A 22897-nucleotide genomic window follows, 5' to 3' on the forward strand; every position below is an offset into this window, starting at 1 on the left:
GATCCATATCCAAGATTGCCAGATAAATACTCGGTGACAAGCTTTATTTTAAATTCCTCGCTGTATTTAGCCATAAAAACACCCCCGAAAGTCAGATTTTCTACTCTAACTTTCGGGGGTAAGTACCAACCGCATGCGTTATGCAAATCATACTGTGAAATCAAGGAATCTAGTAACTTGAATTCTGAGAGGATAATTCAGGTGACTTTTCTCTTCGTTTCTTCAGGGCAACAAGGCTGATCATTTCAAATGCAATTGCTGAAGCAAGCGCTGCTGTTATTTCCCCATGATCATATGCCGGGAGTACCTCTACAAGATCAAAGCCGACAATGTTAAGCCCATCGAGACCACGTACATATTCAAGTGCTTCATGACTGGTTGGCCCAGCGACCTCTGGTGTCCCTGTCCCTGGTGCATACGCTGGATCGACGAAATCGATATCGTAAGTGACAAACACCGGGCGATTGTCAGCTACACGTTCGTGGATACGACGGAGCACTTCTTCCTGACCGAGTTTCCTGACTTCCTTCATCGGGATAACTTCAAATCCTAGATCACGTGCATCTTCAATGTCTTCTGGTCCATATAGCGGTCCGCGCATTCCGACTTGTATCGAATGGTCGACGTCGATCAACCCTTCTTCAACTGCTCTTCTGAACGGTGTTCCGTGCATGTATTTTTCACCGTAATAATTGTCCCATGTGTCTCCATGAGAATCGAAATGCACGAGTGAAATCGGACCATGTTTTTTATAAAAAGCCCTGAGGTTTCCGAGTGAGATCGAATGGTCCCCACCGATAATGATCGGGGTAATACCGTTCTCGAGAATAGGCGTCAACCCTTCTACGATATTGTCATAGGATCGATGGATGTTACCCGGTACAACGTCGATATCTCCATAATCTACACCAGAACAATAATCAAAAATATTAATCTCTTGATCCGGGTTGTAAGGACGCAGCAGTACGGAGAAGTTCCGTACATGCTGAGGACCGTAACGTGTACCGACCCGGTTGGAAGCCGCTGTATCAAATGGGACGCCGACAATGACAATATCTACGTCCTCCGTTGTCTGTATGTTTTCCAATCTCATAAAGGTTCTCACACCTGTGAAACGTGGTGATTTAGAAGAATCTTTCGGTTGATACATGGAATCACTCCTAATCTATATCTCGTTGTTTCTATTAAAATAACAAGTTTCTCTCATATACAAAGTCATGTGTAATTGTTAAGCATGCTGCGTTTGGCGGTTTTTAGCTGAAAATTTCTCTAGTGCTTCATCAAGCATAGCGATGCCGTCATCGATTTGTTCCTTTGTCACACTTAATGGCGGAATCATCCTGATCACTTCACCCTTATTTCCGCATAGATAAAACAAGACACCTTCCTGCAACGCGAGATCAAGGATTTCGAGCACTGCTTCCCCATCAGGCTCTCCGCTTTCCGGGTCTCTGATTTCAATACCGATCATAAGACCCAGAGAACGTATTTTGCCGATCACTTCGTGTTTTTCCTTTAGCTGTTCTAATTTTTGTGTGGCGTAAGAACTGATGAATCTTGTGTTTTCAAGGAGATTTTCTTCTCTGATCACCTCAATCGTTGCCAATGCTGCTTCACAGGCCAGAGGGTTCCCGCCAAATGTGGTTGCATGGCTCCCGAGCGGCCATTGTTTCATCAAATGCTGTGATGCTGCTGTGACACCAATTGGAAGTCCGGATGCGATTCCTTTTGCTATCGCCATGATATCCGGCTCCACCTCAAAGGTATTCGCAGCAAACCAGTTCCCTGTACGGCCAAAGCCTGTCTGGACTTCATCAAAAATAAGCAGGATATCATGATGGTCACACAATTCCCGAATCTTTCTCACCCAGCTTTTAGGTGGAACAATGTACCCGCCTTCACCGAGGACTGGTTCCAGAATGACCGCCGCCACTTCATCCGACGGAACCACATGCTGAAAAAATTCGTTAAACTCTCTTTCAAGTTTAGCGATCGCTTCCTGTTCTGTTTCTTCAGGATTGTAATACGAAAGCTGATAGGTCAACCCGTTCGGCTGCAGATATTTACGGTATTTGCTTTTCGATGTGCTTACACCGAGCGAACCGAGTGTTCGACCGTGAAAACATCCTCTGAATGATAAAACATACGGGCGTTTCGTCACGTGTTTGGCTAACTTCAACGCCCCTTCTACTGCTTCAGTGCCGCTGTTTCCGAAGAAAAAACAATCAATGTCACCAGGTGCGATTTCAGCAAGTTCATCCGCTAATTTTAAAATGGAATCATACATGATGACCCCGGAAGGTCCATGTAGTAATTGATCAGCGCCTCTTTTGATAGCTTCGACTACCTTCGGATGGCGATGCCCCACATTCGTGACCGCAATGCCTGATGTAAAATCAAGATATTTTTTCCCGTCCAGCCCCCAATAGTAACAGCCTTCTTCTTTTACCACTGGCAGATTCGGGTGATCCTTCGCCATACTCGGTGCAAGACGCGAGGATAATCGATCCAAGCGTCCATCCCATTGTTGTGTCATATCGATCTCTCCTACATGAAATTAGTTATTGAGTTACATACGAATTGTAGAAATATAACCTGTTAGATATCAAAAGAAGAACAGGTGTGCCATGACGACGATGATTGGCAAGGTGATGATCGTCCGTTGTAAGAAGATGACCACCAGTTCAAATAGATTCAAAGGAATCTTCGATTTGAGCAACAGGATGCCGACTTCAGACATATAGATCAACTGTGTCAATGAGATTCCTGCGATGACAAACCTCGTAAGCTCACTTTCAATCGATTTCCCTACCACAGCCGGGAGGAACATGTCCGCAAAACCTACAAGCATCGCTGGCGCAGCCGCTTTAGCTTCCGGTAGCTGCATAAGCTCCAGGATCGGAACGAACGGATAAGCCAGATAATCGAATACCGGTGTAAATTCAGCCAGCACAAGCGCAATCGTTCCAAGTGCCATAACAAGCGGGATCAAACCGAACCAGATATCAAGCACATTCTGGAACCCGCTGACGACCACGTTTTTCGCGCTTTTCACTTCACTCGCTTTACCGACCGCTTTATCGACGGCCCACTGGGAACGGGAAACACCATCTGGTACGTCTTCTGAAATCTGTTTTCCGACCGGTTCATAGTACGTTTCTTCTTTTCTAGATAACGGTGGAATTCGCGGACAGATGACCGCTGCAATCAACCCTGATACCACCACCGTCAGATAAAATGGAACAAACATATGATCCAAACCGATGAAACTGATCACGACGAGACTGAAAGCGATGGATGCGACAGAGAAGTTCGTCGCGATGACCGCAGCTTCCCGCTTTGAGTAGTAGCCTTCTTCATATTGTTTTGTTGTGATCAAGACTCCAACTGTGCCGCTTCCCATCCAGGAAGCCATCGCATCGATCGAAGAACGTCCTGGAAGTTTGAACAACGGACGCATGATCTTCCGTACCACGGTTCCGATGTATTCCATAAGTCCGAAATCGAGTAATAGCGGCATCAATAGTCCGGCAAATAGAAACCACGTTGTCAATACCGGTACGAGTGAGTTTAAGACTGTGCCGCCGGTAAAGTCGGACCAAATGAATTCTGGACCAAGCTGGTTCAATGTCATGATTGCAAATACCGATCCAAGGACGCGCATCGTTATCCAGAAACCACTCACATTGAACAAATCATCGAGAAAACGTGAACGTACGATCCAATCGGGTTGCATGAACCTTCCAACAAATGAAAGGACGACCGATAGAATCAAGACCGTAGTCATAAATAAGGGTAAATAAGGGTTGAAGATTGCTTGCAGGCTTTCTGCTAAAACCCCGACACCGATCGTCCACTTTCCCTGATATGGGATAGGCACTAAAAACAAGAAGAGTCCCAGCAGCGACGGAATGATGAATTTCAGCTTGTCCCTTGACGAATAAGAAACAGGCTGTTCTGTGACGTTTTGTTCAAACACCACTTTTCTTTCAGCTCTCACAATATTCATCCTTTCTGATTTGGATCACGAATTTGGTTTTACCAAGTATTAATGCAAGTTTCATGCCAAATTTCACTTAATTCCGTATTCTTTAAATTTTCTGACGACAGAAGGTTGACTGATTCCTAAACGTCTTGCAACCTCTGTCGTTGTTTTATAGTTTTGCTTCGCTTCTAATAGCAAGCGTTTTTCTACTTGTTTCAAAGTCTCTTTCAATGGCTGCTGGCCGTGGTTGGATGGAGCATGCCCATTTGTTTCATTGACATAAGCGTCCGGCAAATCTTGGATCGAAATGATGGGAGATGGGGATGTCACAACGATACGTTCAATCAAATTCATCAGCTCACGTACGTTCCCCTTCCACTCGTTGTTCAGCAATTGCTGCATCACCGCTTCATCCAGTTCCCTCTCCCGGTTATGTTTTCTAGAGAATAGATCGAGGAAATGTTTGATTAACAGCATGATATCGACTGATCTTTCTCGAAGTGGCGGGATCGTGATCGGAATGACGTTCAACCGGTAATAGAGATCTTTTCTGAACCGCTTCTCATCAACCAGTGTCTCAAGTGGTTGGTTCGTCGCGGAAATCAAGCGGAAATCGACTTTTCTCACCTTCGTACCCCCGACTCTGTAGAAGGACTTCTCCTGTATGAACTTCAATACTTTTACCTGGTGTTCGAGCGACAGTTCACCGATCTCATCAAGAAATAACGTTCCTCCTTCTGCAAGTTCAACCAGCCCCATTTTCCCATTGCTGCTTGCCCCGGAGAATGAGCCGCCTTCATATCCGAAAAACTCGGCCTCAAAAAGCGAGTGTGGAATCGCGCCACAGTTCACCTCGATGAATGGCTTGTTTTTCCTGGGACTCTGGTTATGGATATACTTCGCAAGCTGTGTTTTCCCGACGCCTGACTCACCTAGGAGAAGAACGTTCACATCCACTTCTGCCACCTGGCTTGCGACCATCAGGCATCTCTCCATTTCCCTGTCTTTCGTAATGATTCCATCGTTGTTGAAGTTTTGATTACGCAATCGTTTCAGTTCGTTTTTCACCCTGTCCATCTCATCCTGCATTTCTAGGAAATAGCTCTTCATCTTCATCAATTCCGTAATATCGTGAGAATAGCTGACCACCCGCCAGAGCTTCCCGTCCTGATCACATACTGGGACACCGGTGACCAGGAGCTTTTTGCCATTATGAGTGGATTGTACGATTGTCTGTTTCTCTTTTGTTTTTAAAACCAGTGGAGTGATGATCGGTGTAAAAACCCCTTCCTGTTCGAGGTCATAGACGGAACGGCCAAGCAGATCATCGGGCTTGATATCATAAATGCTACTGGTGGTATCGGTCACTTTTAAAATCGTGCCATCTAAATTGGTAACGAGAATGTCATCTTTCAAAGAATGGAGCATGACTTCATTTTCATCGAAATTTTTTTGTTTTTCTTTCATAGTGGATGATTACTCCTTTCACGAGATAGCTTGTATTATTCATTTTTGAATAGATTATCAGGCTCATAGCTTTCATGGCAGGATAAACCTATTATTATTCATTTCTGAATATTATTTATTTTTAAATATAACGTAAAGAGAACATTTTCTCAAAGGTTCACCAAGTGATCACGTTGGATTGGCGGTTGAATTTCTTTGTATTTGGTGTAAAAAGTAACCTTTGGCCGGATTATGTTCAAAAGCGGCCGGATTATACCGGATTACGCGTCAAACTGGCCGGATTCGCTTCCAAATCCGCCGGAATAACGCAGGCATATTATTAATTGCATTAAAAAAAAAGACAATTCCACTCCACTTCCAACATACATTTATACGAGACAAGCTGATTGAGGAGGGATTTTGTGAAAGTCTTATTCGTTCCCAAGAAATTGGGGTTACTGTTTATCGCCATCTGTATCATCCTCGGTATTGGAACATGGTACATCGTAAAACCGGAAGTTGTGGAGACCACTGGGACAACATCTACAGAAAAGAAAGTCATCAATATGGTCACCGGAGAATTTAAATCGGCAATGGATGACGGAAAGGAAATCGAAGCTTACCGTTGGGATCCCGGTACGATTTATATTCCCCATGATCAACCTGTTGAACTGAGCATATATGGAGTCAACGGTAAAGAGCACCCATTTTATATTGAAGGGACTAACATTGAAGGAATAGTGAAAAAAGGCGAAGAAACCATTGTAAAGCTGCATTTTAAAGAAGAAGGAATTTACCGGCTTATTTGCAAAACACATCCAGATATCGAACACAATGGTCCGATGATCGCTTACATTGTAGTCGATTAATCAATACGCTTATATTTAAAGTACTAAAAGGCGTACCCTATTTCCTTAGGTGTACGCTTTTTCACATTAGCTATTTTCTGAGAAGGATTGCGGGACTGCTCCTCGCTTTTTTCTCCCGCTCCTGTCCCAATCAGTCTTATCGTGTTGATTATTTATTCGGTGTTTGTAAACAAAAAAGATGAACAAAAAGTTTTACCAATCCTTGACAGGACACCTTATAGTGTCATATTATGGTTATATAAATACGACACCAATTAGTGACCAATCTAGATATAGATAGGAGAAGGGTGGTATTGATTAAGAAAAACGAAACGAGAGATGTTTATAGCGCTGTTGCCGACCCTACACGTCGCAAATTACTTCGGTTATTAGCTGAAACAGGGGAGTCCCCACTCCATAAGTTGACTCCGCATTTCCAAATGGGACGTACAGCTGTTTCAAAACATTTGTCAATCCTAAAGGATGCAGATTTGGTAAAGGAGAAAAAAGTCGGGCGAGAAACCCGCTATCGACTTAACGCTGAGCCACTCAAAGAAATTGAAGACTGGGTATCCTTTTACACGAAATTCTGGAATGAAAGAGCGGAACTTTTACGGCAATTATTACAGGAGGAAGAGAATGAAACCTGAAATTTCACTGGACTTCCAATTTGATAGTCCAATCGAGAAAGTATGGCATGCGTTAACAGACTCAACTATGCTGGCGAAATGGGTAATGGATAACAACTTCGAACCGATCGTCGGTCACAAATTCCAGTTTCGCGCTGAGCCGACTAAGCATTGGAATGGAATTGTCGATTCTGAAGTGCTCATTGTAGAGGAGCCTTACAGATTGTCCTATACCTGGGTTACCGCGGGTGAAAACACAACGGTTACGTGGACATTGAATAAGATTGAAGATCGTACCCATCTACATCTTGAACATACCGGATTTCAGAGCGAAAGCCTTTCATACAATGGTGCGAAATACGGATGGGTAAAAATGGGTGCCGAACTTGAAACGCTGTTAGCAAGATTTCAATTTAATTAAGGAGGACAATTCAATGGATGTAATTTCCATCATTCTTCAAAGTTTGTTGGCGGCTTACTTTTTATTTTCAGGTAGTGCTAAGGTGGTAGGTGCGAAATACTGGACCGATATTTTCGATGAGCTTAGACTGCCACAATGGTTTCGTGCCATTACCGGTTTCGTCCAGTTAATCGGAGCAGCTGTATTAGTGATTGGCTATTGGTATGGGTGGGTCGTGGTATGGGCAGGCATCTGGCTGGGCATTACAATGTTGATGGCATGCCTTGCGCATCTAAGGGTAAAAGATCCATTCGGCAAAACGGCACCTGCGATCGTATTTCTTGTATTAGTCCTCACACTATTCATCATGAATGCAAACGACCTGATCCTCCCCCTATAATGACATCCAGTTAAAACCTGAACACAAAATAACTGCCCTTCATAGTGCAGTTATTTTTGTTGCTTAATATGTATTCTATTAATCTGAAAAATTGAGCAGTTTTATCTTATATACCTGTTTTCAAAACCATCCAAAGAAAATGGTTGTAAATACTGAAATGGTTATTATTGAAAGAAATATTAATTGAAGGATCGTATACATATAATCATTTTTATTTTCCGCATATCTTTTCTCCATAATTGCTCGAACCGATTCAGATACAATTATTAATCCAAAGACAAGAATATTAGTTTCCAAGAACCAAATTCTGTCCATAGGATCTCGCGTGACGTTAGTGAATGCACCGAATATCAAAATGACAATAAAACCTAACCGAATCACCCAATCTATTTTTCTATGTCGTTCATTTACAGGGTTTAATGATGAAAAAGTTTTCTTATCAACCTTTAGCCATCTTCTCATTACGGCATTAAAAGTTACTATCAATAATGTCATTATGAGTAACAGCAGAATTGACTTTACCCAAATCATTGGTTCAATCCCATACCAAAAATCCCCTCCTCTTACAATCTTTTAATAAAGGAAAACGGCCCGTATCCATTTACGAGCCATTTTTATTCCCTGATTTAGATTTTTTACTGGAGTCCTTTCTAAAAAGCTCCTGATCCTCCGCCACCGCCACCTGCTCCACTTCCCCCGGTACTGGAATAACCGCCTGAAGAGGAAGCCGAGGAGCGATGTGCTGAATGGAAGCTTGTTGATGCAACGGAGGACGCAATGATCAACGTGCTCATATCCATCGAATAAGCGATCTCTGGACTGCCAGTTTTCGTTTTATAGAAAACTTTCGAGTAGTCTTCATTTTTCTTAATAATCTTCTTATTCTTAGTGCCGAGTCCGTAGATAAAGGCACGCAACCGATCATCCTCTGACCAGGACTGCCAATCGTCTTCGGATAGGCGGAGGAATCTTTCCCTGAATACCTTCCATTCGAATAGGATCCTCAGACCTTTATCCGTCTTCGGGTTATAAGCTAATGCGTACGTGATGGTCAGGGCCATCAACAAGAGAGCTAACAACATCCACGCAAAAAGCTCATAGATTGGAAAAAGGATGATGAGCGGGAGCAACAGGATGCTCGATATCCCAACGCCAGTACGGTACTTCGTCTTATTCTCATAGAGGCTGTGTTCCTTCGTTTCTTCTGCTACAGCTTGCTTCCATCTGGTCTCAAACCTTTGATAGGTTCCGTGGTTATTTTTATTTTTTGCATAGCTGGTCAAGTCATCCAAGCTGAATTCATCGCTTTCGCTGATTTCATCGAACAGCCATTCCATGAGGATTCTCTCGTGTTTCAAAGCACCATCACGTTTGAGGATACGGAACCGCTCTTCAGAAACATTCTCAATATAGCCTTGCCGGACAAGATCCATTAAAGCCGCTGACATCGCTTCAGGCGGCAGCAGTTTATAATTTGTAAAATGGATCGTTGCTGGCATGCTCATCCTGAGTGCCGGGATTCGATCAGAAAGGTTCGCTTCCCTTTCCATAGCTCGTTTTTGGCTGAGACTCTGAATCGCGGTCCTCAACATCAGCACAAGGATCGTGAGTCCGAAGATCGGGATGACGATGAAACCGATCATTTCGATATGATTCCGCATTTCGGCTTTTGCTGCATAATCATTGTACAACTGTTGTTGCGCTTTATAGATTTCACCTTTCATTTTTTTATCTGATATATCGGTGGCTGCTGGAAAAAGAGCCTGATCATAGGCAACACGGATGTCTCCATTTTTGCCATCGGGAACCTTTCCGAACTTATATACGACAGTGCCGTCGGCCTGGACTGCTGCTTTATCAAAAGCTTCATCATACCCGAAAGCGATGACATCATCTGTCTCACGAGGCGGATGGATCGTTACCGTCAGATTTTCATAGGTTGATTCATTGCTTTTATCAAAAAACGGCCAGTGGAACTCCCCCACATCAGAATAGACATCGACGCCACCTCCGATCATGTACTTGAGATCGACCGTAATGGTTTCGTCCTTCCCTTTCCGATGGACTTTATAGAGTGTTTTAGCTTTTTCAATCTCCAATTGTTGTCCGTTTTCACTCGCCTGAAAATTGGCGATCGATGTTCCTTTTTTCGGTATCAATTCTCTCGTAATCCCGTTAAATTTTCCTTCAAATTCATAGGTGTGCTTCTCTTCAACGATTACGTTTCCGTTTTCCTCCAGGTATGCATCGATTTGTGTGCGGGTTATCGAATAGTCCACCGCAAACGCCTCAGAAGGAAACAGAAGCAACGAAACGATGAAGATCATTATGGGAATGAATCGTTTGAACATTTTCAGCACCTGCTTTCATATAACTTTACGAGAACAGGATATGAAAGGTTTCATAATTGGTTGGATTACATGATTCTCCTTAACCATAAAAAAATAAAAATAAACAGAATTTCGAGGATGATCAGTTTAAAGATACGGGAGCTTTTCTCAGATTTCTTGGCTTCGAAGATGATTTCAATTAAGATGACTGCAATTGTAACGTAAAGTGTCGTCTCGATCAGTACGACGGCAAACATGAAAATGTACCAGGAAACGAAAAAAGATAGGAGGATTCCGAGCCCACAGACAATAAACATCGGGATCAATTTAACTTTCAACGATTTCTGATTTATTAATGCCCAGACCTGATAAAGCACAAAAGCTAAGAACAGTAATACATATTCAATCAGAAAGACAGGATCCATAGCACTTCTCCTTGTCACAGTATTTATTTCATAGGGTTAGACGTTTATAGGAGGAATAGGATTCAACATTCATCATTAATTAAAGAAAACTGCCTAGGCGCAGGCTGAGCCATTAGTTGCGCCTATACTGAAGAAAGTATTGTTATATTTTCTTTAAGTAAAACAGAAAACCGGGCATCTCCATTACAGGAAATCACGAGTTTCTTCTATTGTATAAGTATATAATTTATTCGATATCAATCTTCCATGTTCCTTCGGATTTGATGCTGATGAGGTAGACCGCATCATCCTGGACCTTTTGTGCTTTTGATCCGATATAGTTTCCAGTTTCGTTTGCAAGGAGTACTGAACCGTTCGCCATGACGATGAAGTTGCTGTCACCTTTGTGGTCGAAGGAAAATCGCTTCATGCCGGAATCGATTTGTACGAAACGCACATCATCTCCTGTACCGCTGATCGAACCGGAATCCGTTTCTTCCGGTACCTCTTGAGAACCGTTTACTGTCCATGCACCCTCAGCTTGTACATTCAACAAGTATTTTCCAGCTGCAGGAATATGCGCCATCGTTTTCCCATTGTAAGATCCGATGTGATTGACCAAGAGCTCGATCGTATTCCCGTTCTTATCCTTCAATTCAACAATGAAATTACCATCGCCTGTATAGGTTGAATTGAATACGACGAAACCTGCTTCAAGTTCGAACATTTCGGTGGCAGTATCACTGTTCCCGCTGTTTTTCAAAGCTTCAGCCTTCTTCTTGGCTTCTTCAGCTTCTTTTTTCTTACGTGCTTCTTCTTTACGCTTTGCTTCCGCTTTTTCTTCTGCTTCCTTTTCCTTCGCTAGATCTTCAGCTGATTTTCCTTCCCTTTTTTCTTCATTCTTAGACGTTTCCTCTGCATTCACTTTTGTACTAGCTGATTCCGTATCAGGTGTTGCCGTATTTGAAATTGCAATCACGAATATAATGAAGCTTCCTGCTGCAAACAGTAGACTTTTCTTTGCTTTTCCTGTTTTTTTCATCGTAGAAACAATCGCCATCACGATAAAAACGATGCAGGCAATGAATCCTATAAAACTAAAAAATCCGGCCAAGTTCCCTTCCCCCTGTTGTATGTATGTTTTTCCTGGCTCCTTCGTTCAAAAAGACTTGTTTTATATTACAATAGTTTTACAAATGTTACAACCATAAAACGTAAAATAATTGAATAGAATGTTTTGAGAGGTGGATAGAAGGACTTCTTCACCATTTATCGAAGTGTTGATTCAGTAAATTTTTAGGAGGGAGATATGAAAATGAGTCAATCCTTACTCAGCGAAATTCATTATTTCAGAATACCTGTCACCAATTTGTCGGAGTCCGTGACCTGGTACACCGAACGCCTTGGTTTTACCCTGAGGCATAATAGCGGTGAGCTCGCGGTGATGGCGCTTGAATCTGGACCCTTGTTCGTATTGGTCGAGGCAGATCAGGGCTCCAGAGGTCATTTCACAATTGGTGGCCAGCCAGAGTTTTCGGTCGGTTTTACCACTACCGATATCAACGCGTTGCATAGCAGATTATCCGCTCAAGGCATTCAGACCGATGAAATTCAGGAGGACAACGGGCATCATTACTTCCATTTCTTCGATCCAAGCGGTAACAAGTTACAGGTACATAATTAATGAAGGAAAGAGTGATTCTGTATTGATCAGAATCACTTTTTAATTGGGTTTTGGTAAAGGAATGGCGTTCAGGTTTCTCGAAAGGTAGTGTCAGGTACTTTATTTAGATGGAAAAGGAGAAGATGACATGATTACGATTCAAGATATACGAAATGCACGTGAAAACATTCATGACACGATCCATACCACCCCCATCCTCCAGTCTAGCCAGCTATCGAAGCTTTGTGAGAATAATGTCTTTTTAAAATGTGAGCACCTACAGAAGACGGGTTCATTCAAAATTCGTGGTGCCACCAACAAGGTCAAGCAAGTTGCGAAAGAAGGCGCGGAATTGGTTACCGCAGCTTCTTCAGGAAACCACGGGCAAGCTGTTTCTTTTATCGCCGAACAGCTAGGCATTCCTGCGACGATCGTTGTTCCGACAGATGTGAATCCTTGTAAAATGAGTGCAATTGAAGCGTATGATGGTAAAATCGTAAAATGCGGTACGACCTCAGCAGAACGGATTCCGAGAGCGATCGAGATTGCAGAGGATCAAAATGGTGTTTTCATACCGCCATATGACGATCCGTATATCATGGCTGGTCAGGGCACGACCGGACTTGAAATCCTTGATCAGATGCCGGACGTGGATGCGGTTGTCATCCCGATTGGAGGCGGCGGACTTATCTCCGGCATCTTAACCACCTTGAAAGAAACCAATCCGAACATCAAGGTCTACGGAGTTGAACCAGAGACCGCGAATGACACGTTTTTATCTTTGAAAAATGCACAGATCACGTCAATCCCGGCAACTTCCACGATTGCTGACGGACTTCGAGCTTCTCAGCCTGGGGATATGACGTTTCCAGTTATTCAGAAATACGTGGACGATCTCGTTTTGGTTTCCGATGACGAAATCCGGCAAGCATTCAGTTTTGTCATGGAACGGATGAAACAAGTCATCGAGCCATCAAGTGCAGTGACGATCGCTGCATTATTGAACAAAAAGCTTCCTCTTGAAGGGAAAAAGGTCGTGACAGTCATTTCCGGGGGGAACGTGGATCTGGCGAGAATCAGCACCCTGATGGTAGGGACAGAAACGATTTGTTAATCCTGATTTTTTCATGAATAGTTCATTCTGTTTTCAACAACACTAAAACAGCTTAGAAACTATTGACAATCAGGGGAGATTACTCATGTACAAATTGTTCACGCACAATGATCTTGATGGTGTAGGCTGTGGAATCGTGGCTAAGATAGCGTTCGGCAACGAAATTGATGTTCGTTATAATTCGGTGATGGGGCTCGACTTCCAGGTAGAGCGATTCCTTGAACGAAAAGATGAGAAACAAAATAAAGATTTGACTTTGTACATCACAGACCTCTCTGTCAATGAGAAGAATGAAAAAGCGCTGGATGAATTTGCGCGAGAAGGCGGGAAAGTACAGCTGATCGATCACCATAAAACGGCACTCCATTTTAATGATTATGACTGGGGTTATGTGAAAGTTGAATATGACGATGGACGACTGGCATGTGCGACCTCCCTTATATATGGTTACCTCGTTCATCATCAGCTTCTTGAACCATCAGCTGCACTCGAAAAATTTGTAGAGCTGGTCCGACAATATGATACCTGGGAATGGGAACAGAACGACAATCTTAAAGCGAAACAATTGAATGATCTTTTCTTCATGGTCTCGATTGACGAATTTGTCGAAAAGATGGTTCCGAGACTTGAGCGTATGGACCACTTCGAGTTCGATGAGTTCGAACAAAAGCTGCTCGAAATGGAAGAAGATAAGATCGAACGCTATATCAGAAGGAAAAAACGGGAGCTCGTCCAAACCTTCGTCGGTGATTATTGCACTGGCATCGTCCATGCAGAAAGCTATCATTCTGAGCTCGGAAATGAACTAGGTACAGCCAATCGTCATCTCGATTACATTACCATTCTGAACATGGGTGGTAGAAAGATCAGTTTCAGGACGATCCATGATGATGTCGATGTCTCTGCCGTCGCCGGATATTTTGGGGGTGGCGGACATGCAAAAGCAGCCGGTTGTTCCATGAACGAAGAATCCTACGAAATCTATGCGAGAGCTGCTTTTATTATCGAACCGATGAGACAGGATGCATTCCGGAACCATTACAATCTCAAAGAAACCGCTCAGGGTTGTTTATATGAAAATCGAAATGAGGATCGGCTATTCATTTATGCAGAAGAGTCGGAACAATGGATTGTCGAACGCAACGGCAATCCGATATCACACCGCTTTTCAAGCTTTGAAGAAGCAGAAAGATACGTCAAAAGGAATCACTCTGCCTGGCTCGCCCGAGATGAGCATTATGTAGCCTATTTGAGAGCGTTCATGTTGAAGGCTAAGAGATGAAGATTTAAAGTGGCGAGTTGAGTGGCAAAGGTTTTCGGCTAGATATATGTTTTTGCAAATCTCACGTGTAAGGCAAATCGTACAGTATACACATCGAGTTTCGCAAAGGAATTCAGAAGATAAAGAGCTCAGGTTTGAGCTTTTTTCTATGCTATATTGCTGAGTAGCTTATACTATCAAGCCCCCTATTGCGAAAGATCGTTATTATTGAAAACACCCTATTGGAGAATAGCTCATCCCTGGAACGATGCTCCATACTAAATAATATTACGTTACCGAATCAATCAGTTTTTTTTAGTAAACTCATTTTTTAGTATCGAATAGACTTTTGAATCATAACTGCTTCCTTTGACAAACAAATCACTTCTTAATGTACCTTCGTATGTCATTCCTAACTTTCTCATGACCTTTTCTGATGCTTTGTTCGTATGCATACACATACCTTCAATTCTAATTAGATCTAACTCATTAAAACCGATGTTAATCAATTTTTCTAATGTCTCTGTCACGTACCCTTTACTCCAATAATTACTATGAATAACTGCTCCTACTGATGCTCTTCTATGTTCCAAATTCAAAGTGTACAAACCTACTGCTCCAATAAATTGCTGGTCCTCTTTGTTTAATATAGAATATACGATTGCTTTATTTTCAGCTATTTGATCGATAAGTCTGTTTATTAGTGTTTCTGTTTCAGAGATTGTCAAATGGGTTTCTCTTGGAACATAGTGAGTTGTTTCTTTATCACTATAAACTCTAAATAATTGTTCTTTATGCTCTATTGATACGAGAACCAGTTTAAGTCTCTTCGTTTCAATAATTTCAGGTTGTATCATCGACATCCTCCCTTTTTATAATTTCAATAAAAAAATTATAACTGACCTTATCTGGTTTAATCCAAATAAGGTCTTTTACCTAATTTTTAGGAACTTGATATTTAAAGGAATTAGAAGATGAATTGCTGTCCACTAATTTTTTTATTATTGGTCCTTATATTGAAAAAAGGCACCTCACTATATTCCAGAAGTGCCACCGTTAGTTGAAGAACAAACATTAAGGTAGCCTCAAAATGGGACTACCTTAAATGTCTTATCTATTATTTAATCGTCTTTTTACCGATTAAGATCTCCAAATCAACAGTTATTTGAGCAGCATCCTTATTTAGAAAAGATTTTGCTCGTTCCTTTGTTGCTGTCCAAGTTAAAGGAGTCATTTCAACCAACCACTGAATTAAAGATTTGTTAAGGTTCATCGTATAACTTAACCTTAAAGAATCTACAAACTGAAAATTCTCATTAAATCTCTCCACAGTTTCTGCATTAGAATAATTTTGTTTTTCAGGTTTATGAAAAACGTATTCCCTTAACTCCTTTAAATAACCCCTTTGAGGTACAATTTTTATTACTAAACCTTCTGTTTTCAACAATCTATTAAATTCAGCATAATTTGAAGGAGATAAGATATTGAGAATAACATCGAACTGTTTATTCTTAAATGGGGTGTTTGCAAGGTCAGCCACAGCCCAAATCTTATTAGAGTAGCTCTTAGAAGCTACCATGATACCTTCTTTAGAAATATCTATCCCTACTCCTACTACACTTTTGAAAGAGTCAGAACTAACAATATCGCAAATATTCGATAGATGTGAACCCTCGCCACACCCCGTATCAAGTATAGATATTGTTTCCTTTGTCTTACCTTTATGTTCATTTATAATTTTTGCAATTGCATGGCTTAATGGTTTATAAAAGGAACCTTCAGTAATAAGTTTTCTTCGTGCTTCAAAAAGTTCCTTGCCGTATTTCGTTTTAACTGGGTAAGACGTAAAGTTGATATAACCTTGCTTGGCAAAATCAAACGTATGTTGGTTTGAACAGATTAAACTTTTTGACTCCAAAACCTTCATAGTCGATTGACAAATAGGGCAAGCAAAAATAGCGTCATAATTGCTTACATAATTTGCACTCTTTATTCTTTTATTTTCTTGTAACAAAGAAGTCACCTCATTCATTCGTTTTTAGATAAATGAAAAAGGCATAGACAAATAAACCCTCATCATAATTTCAAAAAAATTATGAGTTGGATTTGAAAATAGTCTATACCTATATTTATCTATAACGAATGAATTGAATAATCATGGTAATAACTCCTTATTTACATAGCTAGGGATTAAACCCATTGATAATAATAACGAGTCTTTATCATAATTGCAAAACCTTTTATTCCACTAAACTCCCTCTATAAAGAAAGGGTACGATTCTTTTGCAGAATCGCCCCCTATAATTGAATAACTGTAAAGCTAATGAAGCTTTTTTAAAAACTTCGTTTCTCTGGCCAAGCTCCTTGCATTTTACTAAGGAACACAATTTGCCCAATATGATATGCGGCGTGCATTGCTAAACTCTTCAGTTCAAGTACTAATGGATAATCTTCTTTTGGGATTTGTCTATACATATCGTCATGGTCTGATTTTGCTAGTATTTTTCCAAGTTCACGGTGAACATAAAAGTATTCTTGTTTTGTTTCCTTCCAATTTTCTAACGTCTCATTTGGTAATTGAAATGTAGAATCATTATTTTCTGCGTGTGGTTCATTCTCTGTTTCACCAAGAAAGCGCATCAGAAATCTCTTTTCAAAGAAAAGCAAATGACACACTAATTCCCAAATGGAATTCATTGACCCATCAGCTGGTTTCCAAATTGCCTGTTCTAATGTAATATCGTCTAGCACTTTTTCAAGAGGTGGAAACCAGTCTTCTTCATCTAAGCAGCTTGCCCATTGTTGTAACAAGAGTGTCTTTACATCCATTTTCTATTCCCTCCAATTTAATTACTTTAATAGATAATCCCTTTGGTCACAATTGATTTGCGGTGTGTTGTGGATAGCTCCCTTATAAAGGTGTCATGCCAATCCTTAAACTTCTTTCAACAATCATCCGGAGTTTTTGCATATATAAAATTACTTTTCAAAGTTTCTATCTCCTCAACCTTTACTTCCATAAAAAAGAGCATTTCTCCTTCTTAGAGAAATACCCCCTATAGTTGAAGAAGAAAACTAAACGGTATAACGAATATTCCAGCTTTTTGGAAACTCAATTTTATTAGCATAAGCATATCGAATTAACTGCCCGTGGTGCTGAACCTCATGTTCTAATAAATCGATCAGTAAATTATTGTTAATTTCATCTATGCTAATATCTTGTAAAAATCGCTCTATGTTTGTATAAGTTTCTTCCAATTTGATAATTATTAAAGTTTTATCATTGCTATCAACTAAACTACAATCAAATCCAGCCCATTGACTAATTTTTAAAGCCTTTAAGTAACTTTCTCTTGCTCCGATAATACAATATGCTTGTTCTCCAATTGTATTTGAAGGTACGTCTGATATTTTTAATCTTAAACAACCATCATTTATATGATTATAGAAGTCGTCTGTTAAACTCAATGCTTGTAAAACCCTTTGTTTTAGTATATCCATTCATATTCCCTCCATCTTTTACCTTTTTGTGAAACCTGTTACCTTTTTTTCAACAAAATAGGGCTTTTTTTGCCTCGTTAGCCCAATAAGCGATAGCCCCCACTGTGCAGCAACCGCCCCCTTTTATTGAAGATCGCTTTAATTTTAACTCTTGTTTCTGCTTAAGAAATAATAAATCCCTATTCCTAAAGTTATCCAAGGCATCCAAGCTATAAAATCATAAGAAAGACTAAAATGCAAATCAGGTAGCTGTCGAAGCATATAAAACAACATAAACATTAAAAAAGATATTGATATATAAATTGCGGATATAACTTCTCTCACTTTTACCTCCTCTACTCCTCTCAGAAAACCACCTCTAATTTAATACGACTCTTACTCAATAACTAATTTCATCAGTAATGGAGCTTACCCTATTCAAGATAAGCCCCCTCGTAAACAACTTCTCCACAGTTTCCTAGATCGAAAATTATTTAAACCAATGCTATGATAATACAGTTAATAAAATCCCTACAATAAAATTAGGAGCCCCAAATAAAGTAAATACAAACATTCCTTTATTTCTTTTTTTACGTTCCTTACTATCTTCAATTGCAGTGTTAGCTCTAATTTTATCTCCGCTAATAAAGACTCCAGATAATAACCCTGCGATGATTAGACTTATTAAACCTACCCCACCTGAAACAGTAATGAATAACTCTGACTTAGTAAAATACCAACAAAGAAAAAGTGTGAAGGCGACCAAAGTTCCAAGAAATAAACTTATTTTCATTCCAGATCTCCCCCTTTAATAATCAATACGAAATTCTGTCTGAAAGGTTCCGAACTTTTATTGTCTTATTACAGAATCCTGCCCACTTCTTTAATACCAATTATTTCAAAATGTATGACTTAACTCAATAACTTATTTTATAACAACAAAAATACACGCCTATGATCGACGTGCATTTAAAAGTACTTACTATATAGATCCTGTCTTAGTTTACCACTTAGCTGTGCATAGATTTTGGTTGTTTCACTCTTTTCATGTCCTAAAAGACTTTGGATCACTTCGATTGGTGCTCCATTGTTTATCATGTGTGTCGCATAGCTGTGCCGTAACTGATGTGGATGGATGCTTTTGTTAATACCAGCCCTACTCGATATTCGTTTGATAATGTATCTTATTAAATCGATACTCATTCTTCTATTGGGTTTCCTCTCCGTAATAAACAAGCAGTCTTCCTGGTCCTCGCGTTCCTCTAAATATCTTTTCAACCAAAGAGAGCAGCGGGTGTTGAAATAAACCTCTCTTTCCTTATCTCCCTCACCATGAACGATAACAGAGTTTGTAGTGAAATTAATATCATCCCTGTTTAGTTTGACGACTTCTCCAATGCGACAACCCGTTGAATAGAAGAATTCAAACAACGCGTTTTCCATGGGATTCTGACATGCCTCTCTAAGGTGTTCAATTTCAAGTTCCGTAAGGACTTGGGTATTCTCTTCCCGAGTTTAGGTTCCTTTAACTTAGCAGCCGGATTTTGGGGAATGAAACCTTCTTCATATGTCCATTTGAATAAAGAACGAATACAACGAACCCGATGTCCTAAACTGGCTGGCTTTAATTGTTCACCAGCTTCGATTAGGTATCTTTTTAATTGATCTGTAGTTATTAGGTTCATGTCGATATCATCAAAGTAACGTTTTAACAAGTTGTATTGAAAACAGTATGTTTTTAACGTGAGTGGTGAATAACCTTCGATCTTCTTATCGAGATGATATTTTTCCCATGCTTGAGATAATAGCAAACCATTCACTCCTAAGCTATGAATCAATTATTCTTGATCCTATTATGCTCAAAAGAAACGAATATTATACTCAAGCTATTCAACAATATAAGAATTAGAGTTTTACCAATTATTTTTAACCCTTTTGAAACCTACATTAAAGAGCTTCTCATATAAATGAAGAACTCCCTTTTCTTGAATATCTTATATTCCTAGGTAGCAATGTTTTTACTCGAAGTAACTGGTCCATCAATAAATTTAAAATAGGGAAAGATAATGCCGATCAGTGCCGCAGATGAGATAAGCGTACCAATCAATATGAACAAAGGTCTTATTCCCCATAATTCACTTACTACTCCACCAACTAAAACACCTAGAGGCATTACTCCTCTGATAATGACCAATCGGACGGAAAAGACTTTTCCCATAAGATGATCCGGAACGGATTGTTGGTTAATCGTTGTATTATGTACATTGAAAAAGGCCATTGCAATCCCTGCAACAACTTCCACAAAGATTGCCAAGTAAATGGTATGAATAATCCCTAATGATACATATGTTAACCCACCAATAACAAGTGCTCCTAACATGATCATCCTTTTACTTTTATATTTCATCTTCCCCACAAAAATGGAGCCGATGACGTATCCTAAAGGAAAACCTGCCATAAATAAGCCATATTCATCGTAACTTCCATTTAAAATATCAATAATATAAGGTAAATTAATCACCATCGTAACGCCGACACCGAACTGGACAAAGCCCAGGAAAATACCCAACCATACAATTCGTTGCTCTTTAAAGAAATAACTGATCCCTTCTGTAAATTGCTTAAACCATGTGGAACGAATATCTTTTGAAATTCGATTTTCCTTAATCCAAAATAACGAAATACCGCTGATTGCTAAAGAAACAACTACAAATAACATTGTTAACTTGATCCCAATGTATTCAATGACAATCCCACCTGAAACCGGCGCCAAAAACATCATCAATCTAGCCGTACCATCGATATACGCATTGGCAACACTTAATTGTTCCTTTGAGACAACGGTAGGTGTGATTGCCTGACTTGCTGGTACATATAAAGGCGTTATTAATCCAATGATAATTTGAACTGTGTAGATATGCCAGGGTTCTAAACTTCCACTTGTTAAAGTTAATAGAGGAACCAAAAATATGGCTGCCCTGGTCCATTGTGAAAGAATCATAATCCTTTTCCGGCTCCATCTATCGATAAATGGTCCACTAACGAGCTGAAGAATGATGGAAGGGATGAAATAGAGCATCCACATGCTGCTTAGAGCTAATTTTGATCCCGTGATGTCATAAACCAAAATTGAATTACAAAATGTTCCGAAAGCCCCTGCTAGCCCTGAAATTGCTGTTCCAACCCATAAAGAGACAAATCCACGATTTTTTAAAACCGTCTTCTCCATAGAAAACTCCTTTCAAAATAGTTTGACCTATTGATTCAAATAAAGCTCCAGCTCCTTATGTAAGGAATGAATTGATGTATCTCTTAACCTGTATTTAGACGACTTAATATCAACTAATTTGGCTGCCCTTAGGTTCTTTAGATGATGGTGGGCTGTTGATTTTCCCAAATCAAGTTTGTCCGTTATTTCTTGTAAAGTATGGTCCCGTTCATAGAGGAGTTTGATCATCTTCAACCGAACCTCTTCCCCTATAGCTTTATGTTTTTGAATTAAAAAATAGTTTGGTACGTACCGATCCTCAGGATTAATACTTTCATTAGAAACTGGATAATAAAATACCTTCATTTCTTCCATGTAAGACTCAATTGTCCATGGCCGATAAGTTAATTGAGGAATGAGTAACACCTTTTTAACATCGGGTTCTGGCACATAATTGATCCCTCCAGTTACCCAGTGAACAAATTCTTCACCACCCATTTTCTCCTTCATTATTTCTTTGGTTTTAAAGTCATTCTTAAGAATGTTGGCTATTTTATCTGATGCGGGGTTGATAACCTCTTGAAACCATTTTGAGATTACACTTACCAGGTGCTTTTTCAAATCCAAGACATCAACATTGCAGATAAATTCAATGTAGTCCGGAAAAAAATGATTATCGTATGTTAATTCCTTCAACACCTGGATGGAATCCATATCTTGATCCGATGCTCGTTTTCTAATGTTTTGAGCATTCTTACCAATAAAGGGTAAACAAATATACCTTATCTCTCTTTCTGAAAGTCCTTCGATATATGTAGTAAAGGTCTCAAGTTCATAGTTATCCTCATAATAATTCAATAGTTGAAGCAAACATTTCCAAGTATTGTTTTGTTCTACATACTTAAGTTCAACTGATAAATCATTAGGCATGACTTCAAGTAATCTTTCAAATTCTTTTTCCTTTTCCAAAGTGTCAAAAAGACGTTTATTCGTAACAGCTGCTATTCCTAGTGCACTCTCCCACAATAAAGAATATTCTAAGTGTACTTGGTAAGTTTCTCTTTTCTTGCCCGCAATGTTGAGTACGTTCATATGTACCTCCATAAAATCAATTTTCTATAAACCCATTCTATATTTTCGAAAGACGATATTCAATAATTTTAGAATGATTAATTCTAAAATTATTGAATATAAACCTGTCCCATTGTTAATAATTAAAATAAAACAAAATAAAGGAACTTATCCTATTACGGATAAGCTCCCTATAACGGAATAACTACTCTAATTTGACATTAACCAGTACAAATCATAATGATATTTTCGTCTGGATCTTTGATAGTAAAAAAAGAAAAGTCATCAAATCTAATGATACTGGAAACGATGTTATAGCCCATATTTTCTACATAATTAAAGGCTACATCAATATCTTCAGTGTGAAAGTTGAACAATGGACAATCATTGGTTCTCGAGTTTTTAATGATATCCTCTGGACCTGCATCCAACGTCAATCCAGTATGGTGATTGATGTTTATGTTATAAACTGGGGCGATCACCTTTTCTAGCTCATACTCAAGACCCAAAAGTTCTGAATACCATTGGACAGACTCTTTCAAATTACTCACATGGACAAAAATTGTATTGATTTGGTTCATGATAGGGCTTTTCATATTAACACTCTCCTTTGTGGTTTTTACGACTTCTACCCTTTATAACGAGTAAAACGAGAAAA

At 39.8% G+C, this 22897-nt stretch carries 23 protein-coding genes and 1 pseudogene; 7 read left to right on the forward strand and 17 right to left on the reverse strand.

The features are described from left to right. Positions 1-169 precede the first annotated feature (169 nt). The 4 genes from speB to ACTWQL_RS23905 form a co-directional block, all read right to left on the reverse strand. Positions 170-1150 carry an agmatinase gene (speB, locus tag ACTWQL_RS23890; protein WP_443144860.1) on the reverse strand — a complete coding sequence of 327 codons (981 nt, stop codon included), beginning with the start codon at positions 1148-1150 and terminating at the stop codon, positions 170-172. Positions 1151-1228: 78 nt separating this feature from the next. Next, positions 1229-2536, reverse strand: a complete 1308-nt coding sequence (locus tag ACTWQL_RS23895; RefSeq protein WP_443144861.1) for an aspartate aminotransferase family protein — start codon at positions 2534-2536, stop codon at positions 1229-1231. 69 nt (positions 2537-2605) lie between these two features. Beyond that, the gene (locus ACTWQL_RS23900; RefSeq protein ID WP_443144862.1) at positions 2606-4009 is read right to left on the reverse strand and encodes a YjiH family protein; all 1404 of its coding nucleotides are present in this window, start codon (positions 4007-4009) and stop codon (positions 2606-2608) included. Positions 4010-4072: 63 nt separating this feature from the next. Further along, positions 4073-5452, reverse strand: coding sequence for a sigma-54 interaction domain-containing protein (locus tag ACTWQL_RS23905; RefSeq protein ID WP_443144863.1), 1380 nt, complete (start codon positions 5450-5452; stop codon positions 4073-4075). Between the two features lie 401 nt (positions 5453-5853). Here ACTWQL_RS23905 and ACTWQL_RS23910 point away from each other — a divergent pair, with 401 nt between their 5' ends. The 4 genes from ACTWQL_RS23910 to ACTWQL_RS23925 all read left to right on the forward strand — a co-directional run bounded on the left by ACTWQL_RS23910 (position 5854) and on the right by ACTWQL_RS23925 (position 7708). Beyond that, the gene (locus ACTWQL_RS23910) at positions 5854-6300 is read left to right on the forward strand and encodes a cupredoxin domain-containing protein (RefSeq protein ID WP_443144864.1); all 447 of its coding nucleotides are present in this window, start codon (positions 5854-5856) and stop codon (positions 6298-6300) included. Between the two features lie 293 nt (positions 6301-6593). Beyond that, positions 6594-6929 carry an ArsR/SmtB family transcription factor gene (locus tag ACTWQL_RS23915; protein ID WP_443144865.1) on the forward strand — a complete coding sequence of 112 codons (336 nt, stop codon included), beginning with the start codon at positions 6594-6596 and terminating at the stop codon, positions 6927-6929. Next, on the forward strand, positions 6919-7329 hold the full coding sequence (locus tag ACTWQL_RS23920; RefSeq protein ID WP_443144866.1) for an SRPBCC family protein: 411 nt from the start codon (positions 6919-6921) through the stop codon (positions 7327-7329). Before ACTWQL_RS23915 ends, ACTWQL_RS23920 begins: the two co-directional genes overlap by 11 nt. 13 nt (positions 7330-7342) lie before the next feature. After that, positions 7343-7708, forward strand: coding sequence for a DoxX family protein (locus tag ACTWQL_RS23925; RefSeq protein WP_443144867.1), 366 nt, complete (start codon positions 7343-7345; stop codon positions 7706-7708). A gap of 120 nt (positions 7709-7828) precedes the next feature. On the opposite strand, the gene ACTWQL_RS23930 is transcribed toward ACTWQL_RS23925, so the two are convergent. The 4 genes from ACTWQL_RS23930 to ACTWQL_RS23945 form a co-directional block, all read right to left on the reverse strand. Then, complete coding sequence (locus ACTWQL_RS23930; RefSeq protein WP_443144868.1) at positions 7829-8239, reverse strand: DUF4181 domain-containing protein; 411 nt, start codon at positions 8237-8239, stop codon at positions 7829-7831. A gap of 119 nt (positions 8240-8358) precedes the next feature. Next, positions 8359-10059 (reverse strand): DUF2207 domain-containing protein, encoded by a 1701-nt coding sequence (locus ACTWQL_RS23935; RefSeq protein WP_443144869.1) that lies wholly within the window; start codon positions 10057-10059, stop codon positions 8359-8361. A gap of 65 nt (positions 10060-10124) precedes the next feature. Beyond that, on the reverse strand, positions 10125-10463 hold the full coding sequence (locus tag ACTWQL_RS23940; protein ID WP_443144870.1) for a hypothetical protein: 339 nt from the start codon (positions 10461-10463) through the stop codon (positions 10125-10127). Between the two features lie 226 nt (positions 10464-10689). Further along, positions 10690-11556, reverse strand: a complete 867-nt coding sequence (locus ACTWQL_RS23945; RefSeq protein WP_443144871.1) for a hypothetical protein — start codon at positions 11554-11556, stop codon at positions 10690-10692. Between the two features lie 195 nt (positions 11557-11751). Between ACTWQL_RS23945 and ACTWQL_RS23950 the strand changes: the two genes are divergently transcribed. The 3 genes from ACTWQL_RS23950 (at position 11752) to ACTWQL_RS23960 (ending at position 14501) form a co-directional block, all read left to right on the forward strand. After that, positions 11752-12126: a VOC family protein gene (locus tag ACTWQL_RS23950; RefSeq protein ID WP_443144872.1), complete on the forward strand. Its 375-nt coding sequence runs from the start codon at positions 11752-11754 to the stop codon at positions 12124-12126. A gap of 127 nt (positions 12127-12253) precedes the next feature. Beyond that, positions 12254-13219, forward strand: a complete 966-nt coding sequence (locus tag ACTWQL_RS23955; protein WP_443144873.1) for a threonine ammonia-lyase — start codon at positions 12254-12256, stop codon at positions 13217-13219. An 85-nt stretch (positions 13220-13304) separates the two neighbouring features. Continuing rightward, positions 13305-14501 carry a DHH family phosphoesterase gene (locus tag ACTWQL_RS23960; protein WP_443144874.1) on the forward strand — a complete coding sequence of 399 codons (1197 nt, stop codon included), beginning with the start codon at positions 13305-13307 and terminating at the stop codon, positions 14499-14501. Positions 14502-14785: 284 nt separating this feature from the next. Here ACTWQL_RS23960 and ACTWQL_RS23965 read toward each other — a convergent pair whose 3' ends face one another. The 9 genes and pseudogenes from ACTWQL_RS23965 to ACTWQL_RS24005 form a co-directional block, all read right to left on the reverse strand. Next, on the reverse strand, positions 14786-15337 hold the full coding sequence (locus ACTWQL_RS23965; protein WP_443144875.1) for a GNAT family N-acetyltransferase: 552 nt from the start codon (positions 15335-15337) through the stop codon (positions 14786-14788). Positions 15338-15597: 260 nt separating this feature from the next. Next, positions 15598-16494: a putative RNA methyltransferase gene (locus ACTWQL_RS23970; RefSeq protein WP_443144876.1), complete on the reverse strand. Its 897-nt coding sequence runs from the start codon at positions 16492-16494 to the stop codon at positions 15598-15600. A gap of 320 nt (positions 16495-16814) precedes the next feature. Beyond that, the gene (locus tag ACTWQL_RS23975; RefSeq protein WP_443144877.1) at positions 16815-17309 is read right to left on the reverse strand and encodes a DinB family protein; all 495 of its coding nucleotides are present in this window, start codon (positions 17307-17309) and stop codon (positions 16815-16817) included. A gap of 246 nt (positions 17310-17555) precedes the next feature. Then, on the reverse strand, positions 17556-17981 hold the full coding sequence (locus ACTWQL_RS23980) for a hypothetical protein (RefSeq protein WP_443144878.1): 426 nt from the start codon (positions 17979-17981) through the stop codon (positions 17556-17558). Between the two features lie 484 nt (positions 17982-18465). Further along, positions 18466-18753 carry a DUF5316 domain-containing protein gene (locus ACTWQL_RS23985; protein WP_443144879.1) on the reverse strand — a complete coding sequence of 96 codons (288 nt, stop codon included), beginning with the start codon at positions 18751-18753 and terminating at the stop codon, positions 18466-18468. 176 nt (positions 18754-18929) lie between these two features. Continuing rightward, positions 18930-19771: pseudogene (gene xerA / locus ACTWQL_RS23990) on the reverse strand (site-specific tyrosine recombinase/integron integrase). 191 nt (positions 19772-19962) lie between these two features. Beyond that, on the reverse strand, positions 19963-21189 hold the full coding sequence (locus tag ACTWQL_RS23995; RefSeq protein ID WP_443144880.1) for an MFS transporter: 1227 nt from the start codon (positions 21187-21189) through the stop codon (positions 19963-19965). Between the two features lie 27 nt (positions 21190-21216). Continuing rightward, entirely contained in the window at positions 21217-22260 is a 1044-nt protein-coding gene (locus tag ACTWQL_RS24000; protein WP_443144881.1) for an ArsR/SmtB family transcription factor, read from the reverse strand. Positions 22261-22460: 200 nt separating this feature from the next. After that, positions 22461-22835, reverse strand: a complete 375-nt coding sequence (locus ACTWQL_RS24005; protein WP_443144882.1) for a VOC family protein — start codon at positions 22833-22835, stop codon at positions 22461-22463. Positions 22836-22897: the final 62 nt, after the last annotated feature.

The organism is Pseudalkalibacillus sp. R45, assembly GCF_052246725.1.
Lineage (GTDB): Bacteria > Bacillota > Bacilli > Bacillales > Fictibacillaceae > Pseudalkalibacillus.

Excerpts from the sequence above, each read along its gene's own strand:
- speB (WP_443144860.1), bottom strand. The coding sequence starts at position 1,150 with ATGTATCAACCGAAAGATTCTTCTAAATCACCACGTTTCACAGGTGTG.
- ACTWQL_RS23895 (WP_443144861.1), bottom strand. The coding sequence starts at position 2,536 with ATGACACAACAATGGGATGGACGCTTGGATCGATTATCCTCGCGTCTT.
- ACTWQL_RS23900 (WP_443144862.1), bottom strand. The coding sequence starts at position 4,009 with ATGAATATTGTGAGAGCTGAAAGAAAAGTGGTGTTTGAACAAAACGTC.
- ACTWQL_RS23905 (WP_443144863.1), bottom strand. The coding sequence starts at position 5,452 with ATGAAAGAAAAACAAAAAAATTTCGATGAAAATGAAGTCATGCTCCAT.
- ACTWQL_RS23920 (WP_443144866.1), top strand. The coding sequence starts at position 6,919 with ATGAAACCTGAAATTTCACTGGACTTCCAATTTGATAGTCCAATCGAG.
- ACTWQL_RS23925 (WP_443144867.1), top strand. The coding sequence starts at position 7,343 with ATGGATGTAATTTCCATCATTCTTCAAAGTTTGTTGGCGGCTTACTTT.
- ACTWQL_RS23930 (WP_443144868.1), bottom strand. The coding sequence starts at position 8,239 with ATGATTTGGGTAAAGTCAATTCTGCTGTTACTCATAATGACATTATTG.
- ACTWQL_RS23935 (WP_443144869.1), bottom strand. The coding sequence starts at position 10,059 with ATGTTCAAACGATTCATTCCCATAATGATCTTCATCGTTTCGTTGCTT.
- ACTWQL_RS23940 (WP_443144870.1), bottom strand. The coding sequence starts at position 10,463 with ATGGATCCTGTCTTTCTGATTGAATATGTATTACTGTTCTTAGCTTTT.
- ACTWQL_RS23950 (WP_443144872.1), top strand. The coding sequence starts at position 11,752 with ATGAAAATGAGTCAATCCTTACTCAGCGAAATTCATTATTTCAGAATA.
- ACTWQL_RS23955 (WP_443144873.1), top strand. The coding sequence starts at position 12,254 with ATGATTACGATTCAAGATATACGAAATGCACGTGAAAACATTCATGAC.
- ACTWQL_RS23960 (WP_443144874.1), top strand. The coding sequence starts at position 13,305 with ATGTACAAATTGTTCACGCACAATGATCTTGATGGTGTAGGCTGTGGA.
- ACTWQL_RS23965 (WP_443144875.1), bottom strand. The coding sequence starts at position 15,337 with ATGATACAACCTGAAATTATTGAAACGAAGAGACTTAAACTGGTTCTC.
- ACTWQL_RS23975 (WP_443144877.1), bottom strand. The coding sequence starts at position 17,309 with ATGGATGTAAAGACACTCTTGTTACAACAATGGGCAAGCTGCTTAGAT.
- ACTWQL_RS23980 (WP_443144878.1), bottom strand. The coding sequence starts at position 17,981 with ATGGATATACTAAAACAAAGGGTTTTACAAGCATTGAGTTTAACAGAC.
- ACTWQL_RS23985 (WP_443144879.1), bottom strand. The coding sequence starts at position 18,753 with ATGAAAATAAGTTTATTTCTTGGAACTTTGGTCGCCTTCACACTTTTT.
- ACTWQL_RS23995 (WP_443144880.1), bottom strand. The coding sequence starts at position 21,189 with ATGGAGAAGACGGTTTTAAAAAATCGTGGATTTGTCTCTTTATGGGTT.
- ACTWQL_RS24000 (WP_443144881.1), bottom strand. The coding sequence starts at position 22,260 with ATGAACGTACTCAACATTGCGGGCAAGAAAAGAGAAACTTACCAAGTA.
- ACTWQL_RS24005 (WP_443144882.1), bottom strand. The coding sequence starts at position 22,835 with ATGAAAAGCCCTATCATGAACCAAATCAATACAATTTTTGTCCATGTG.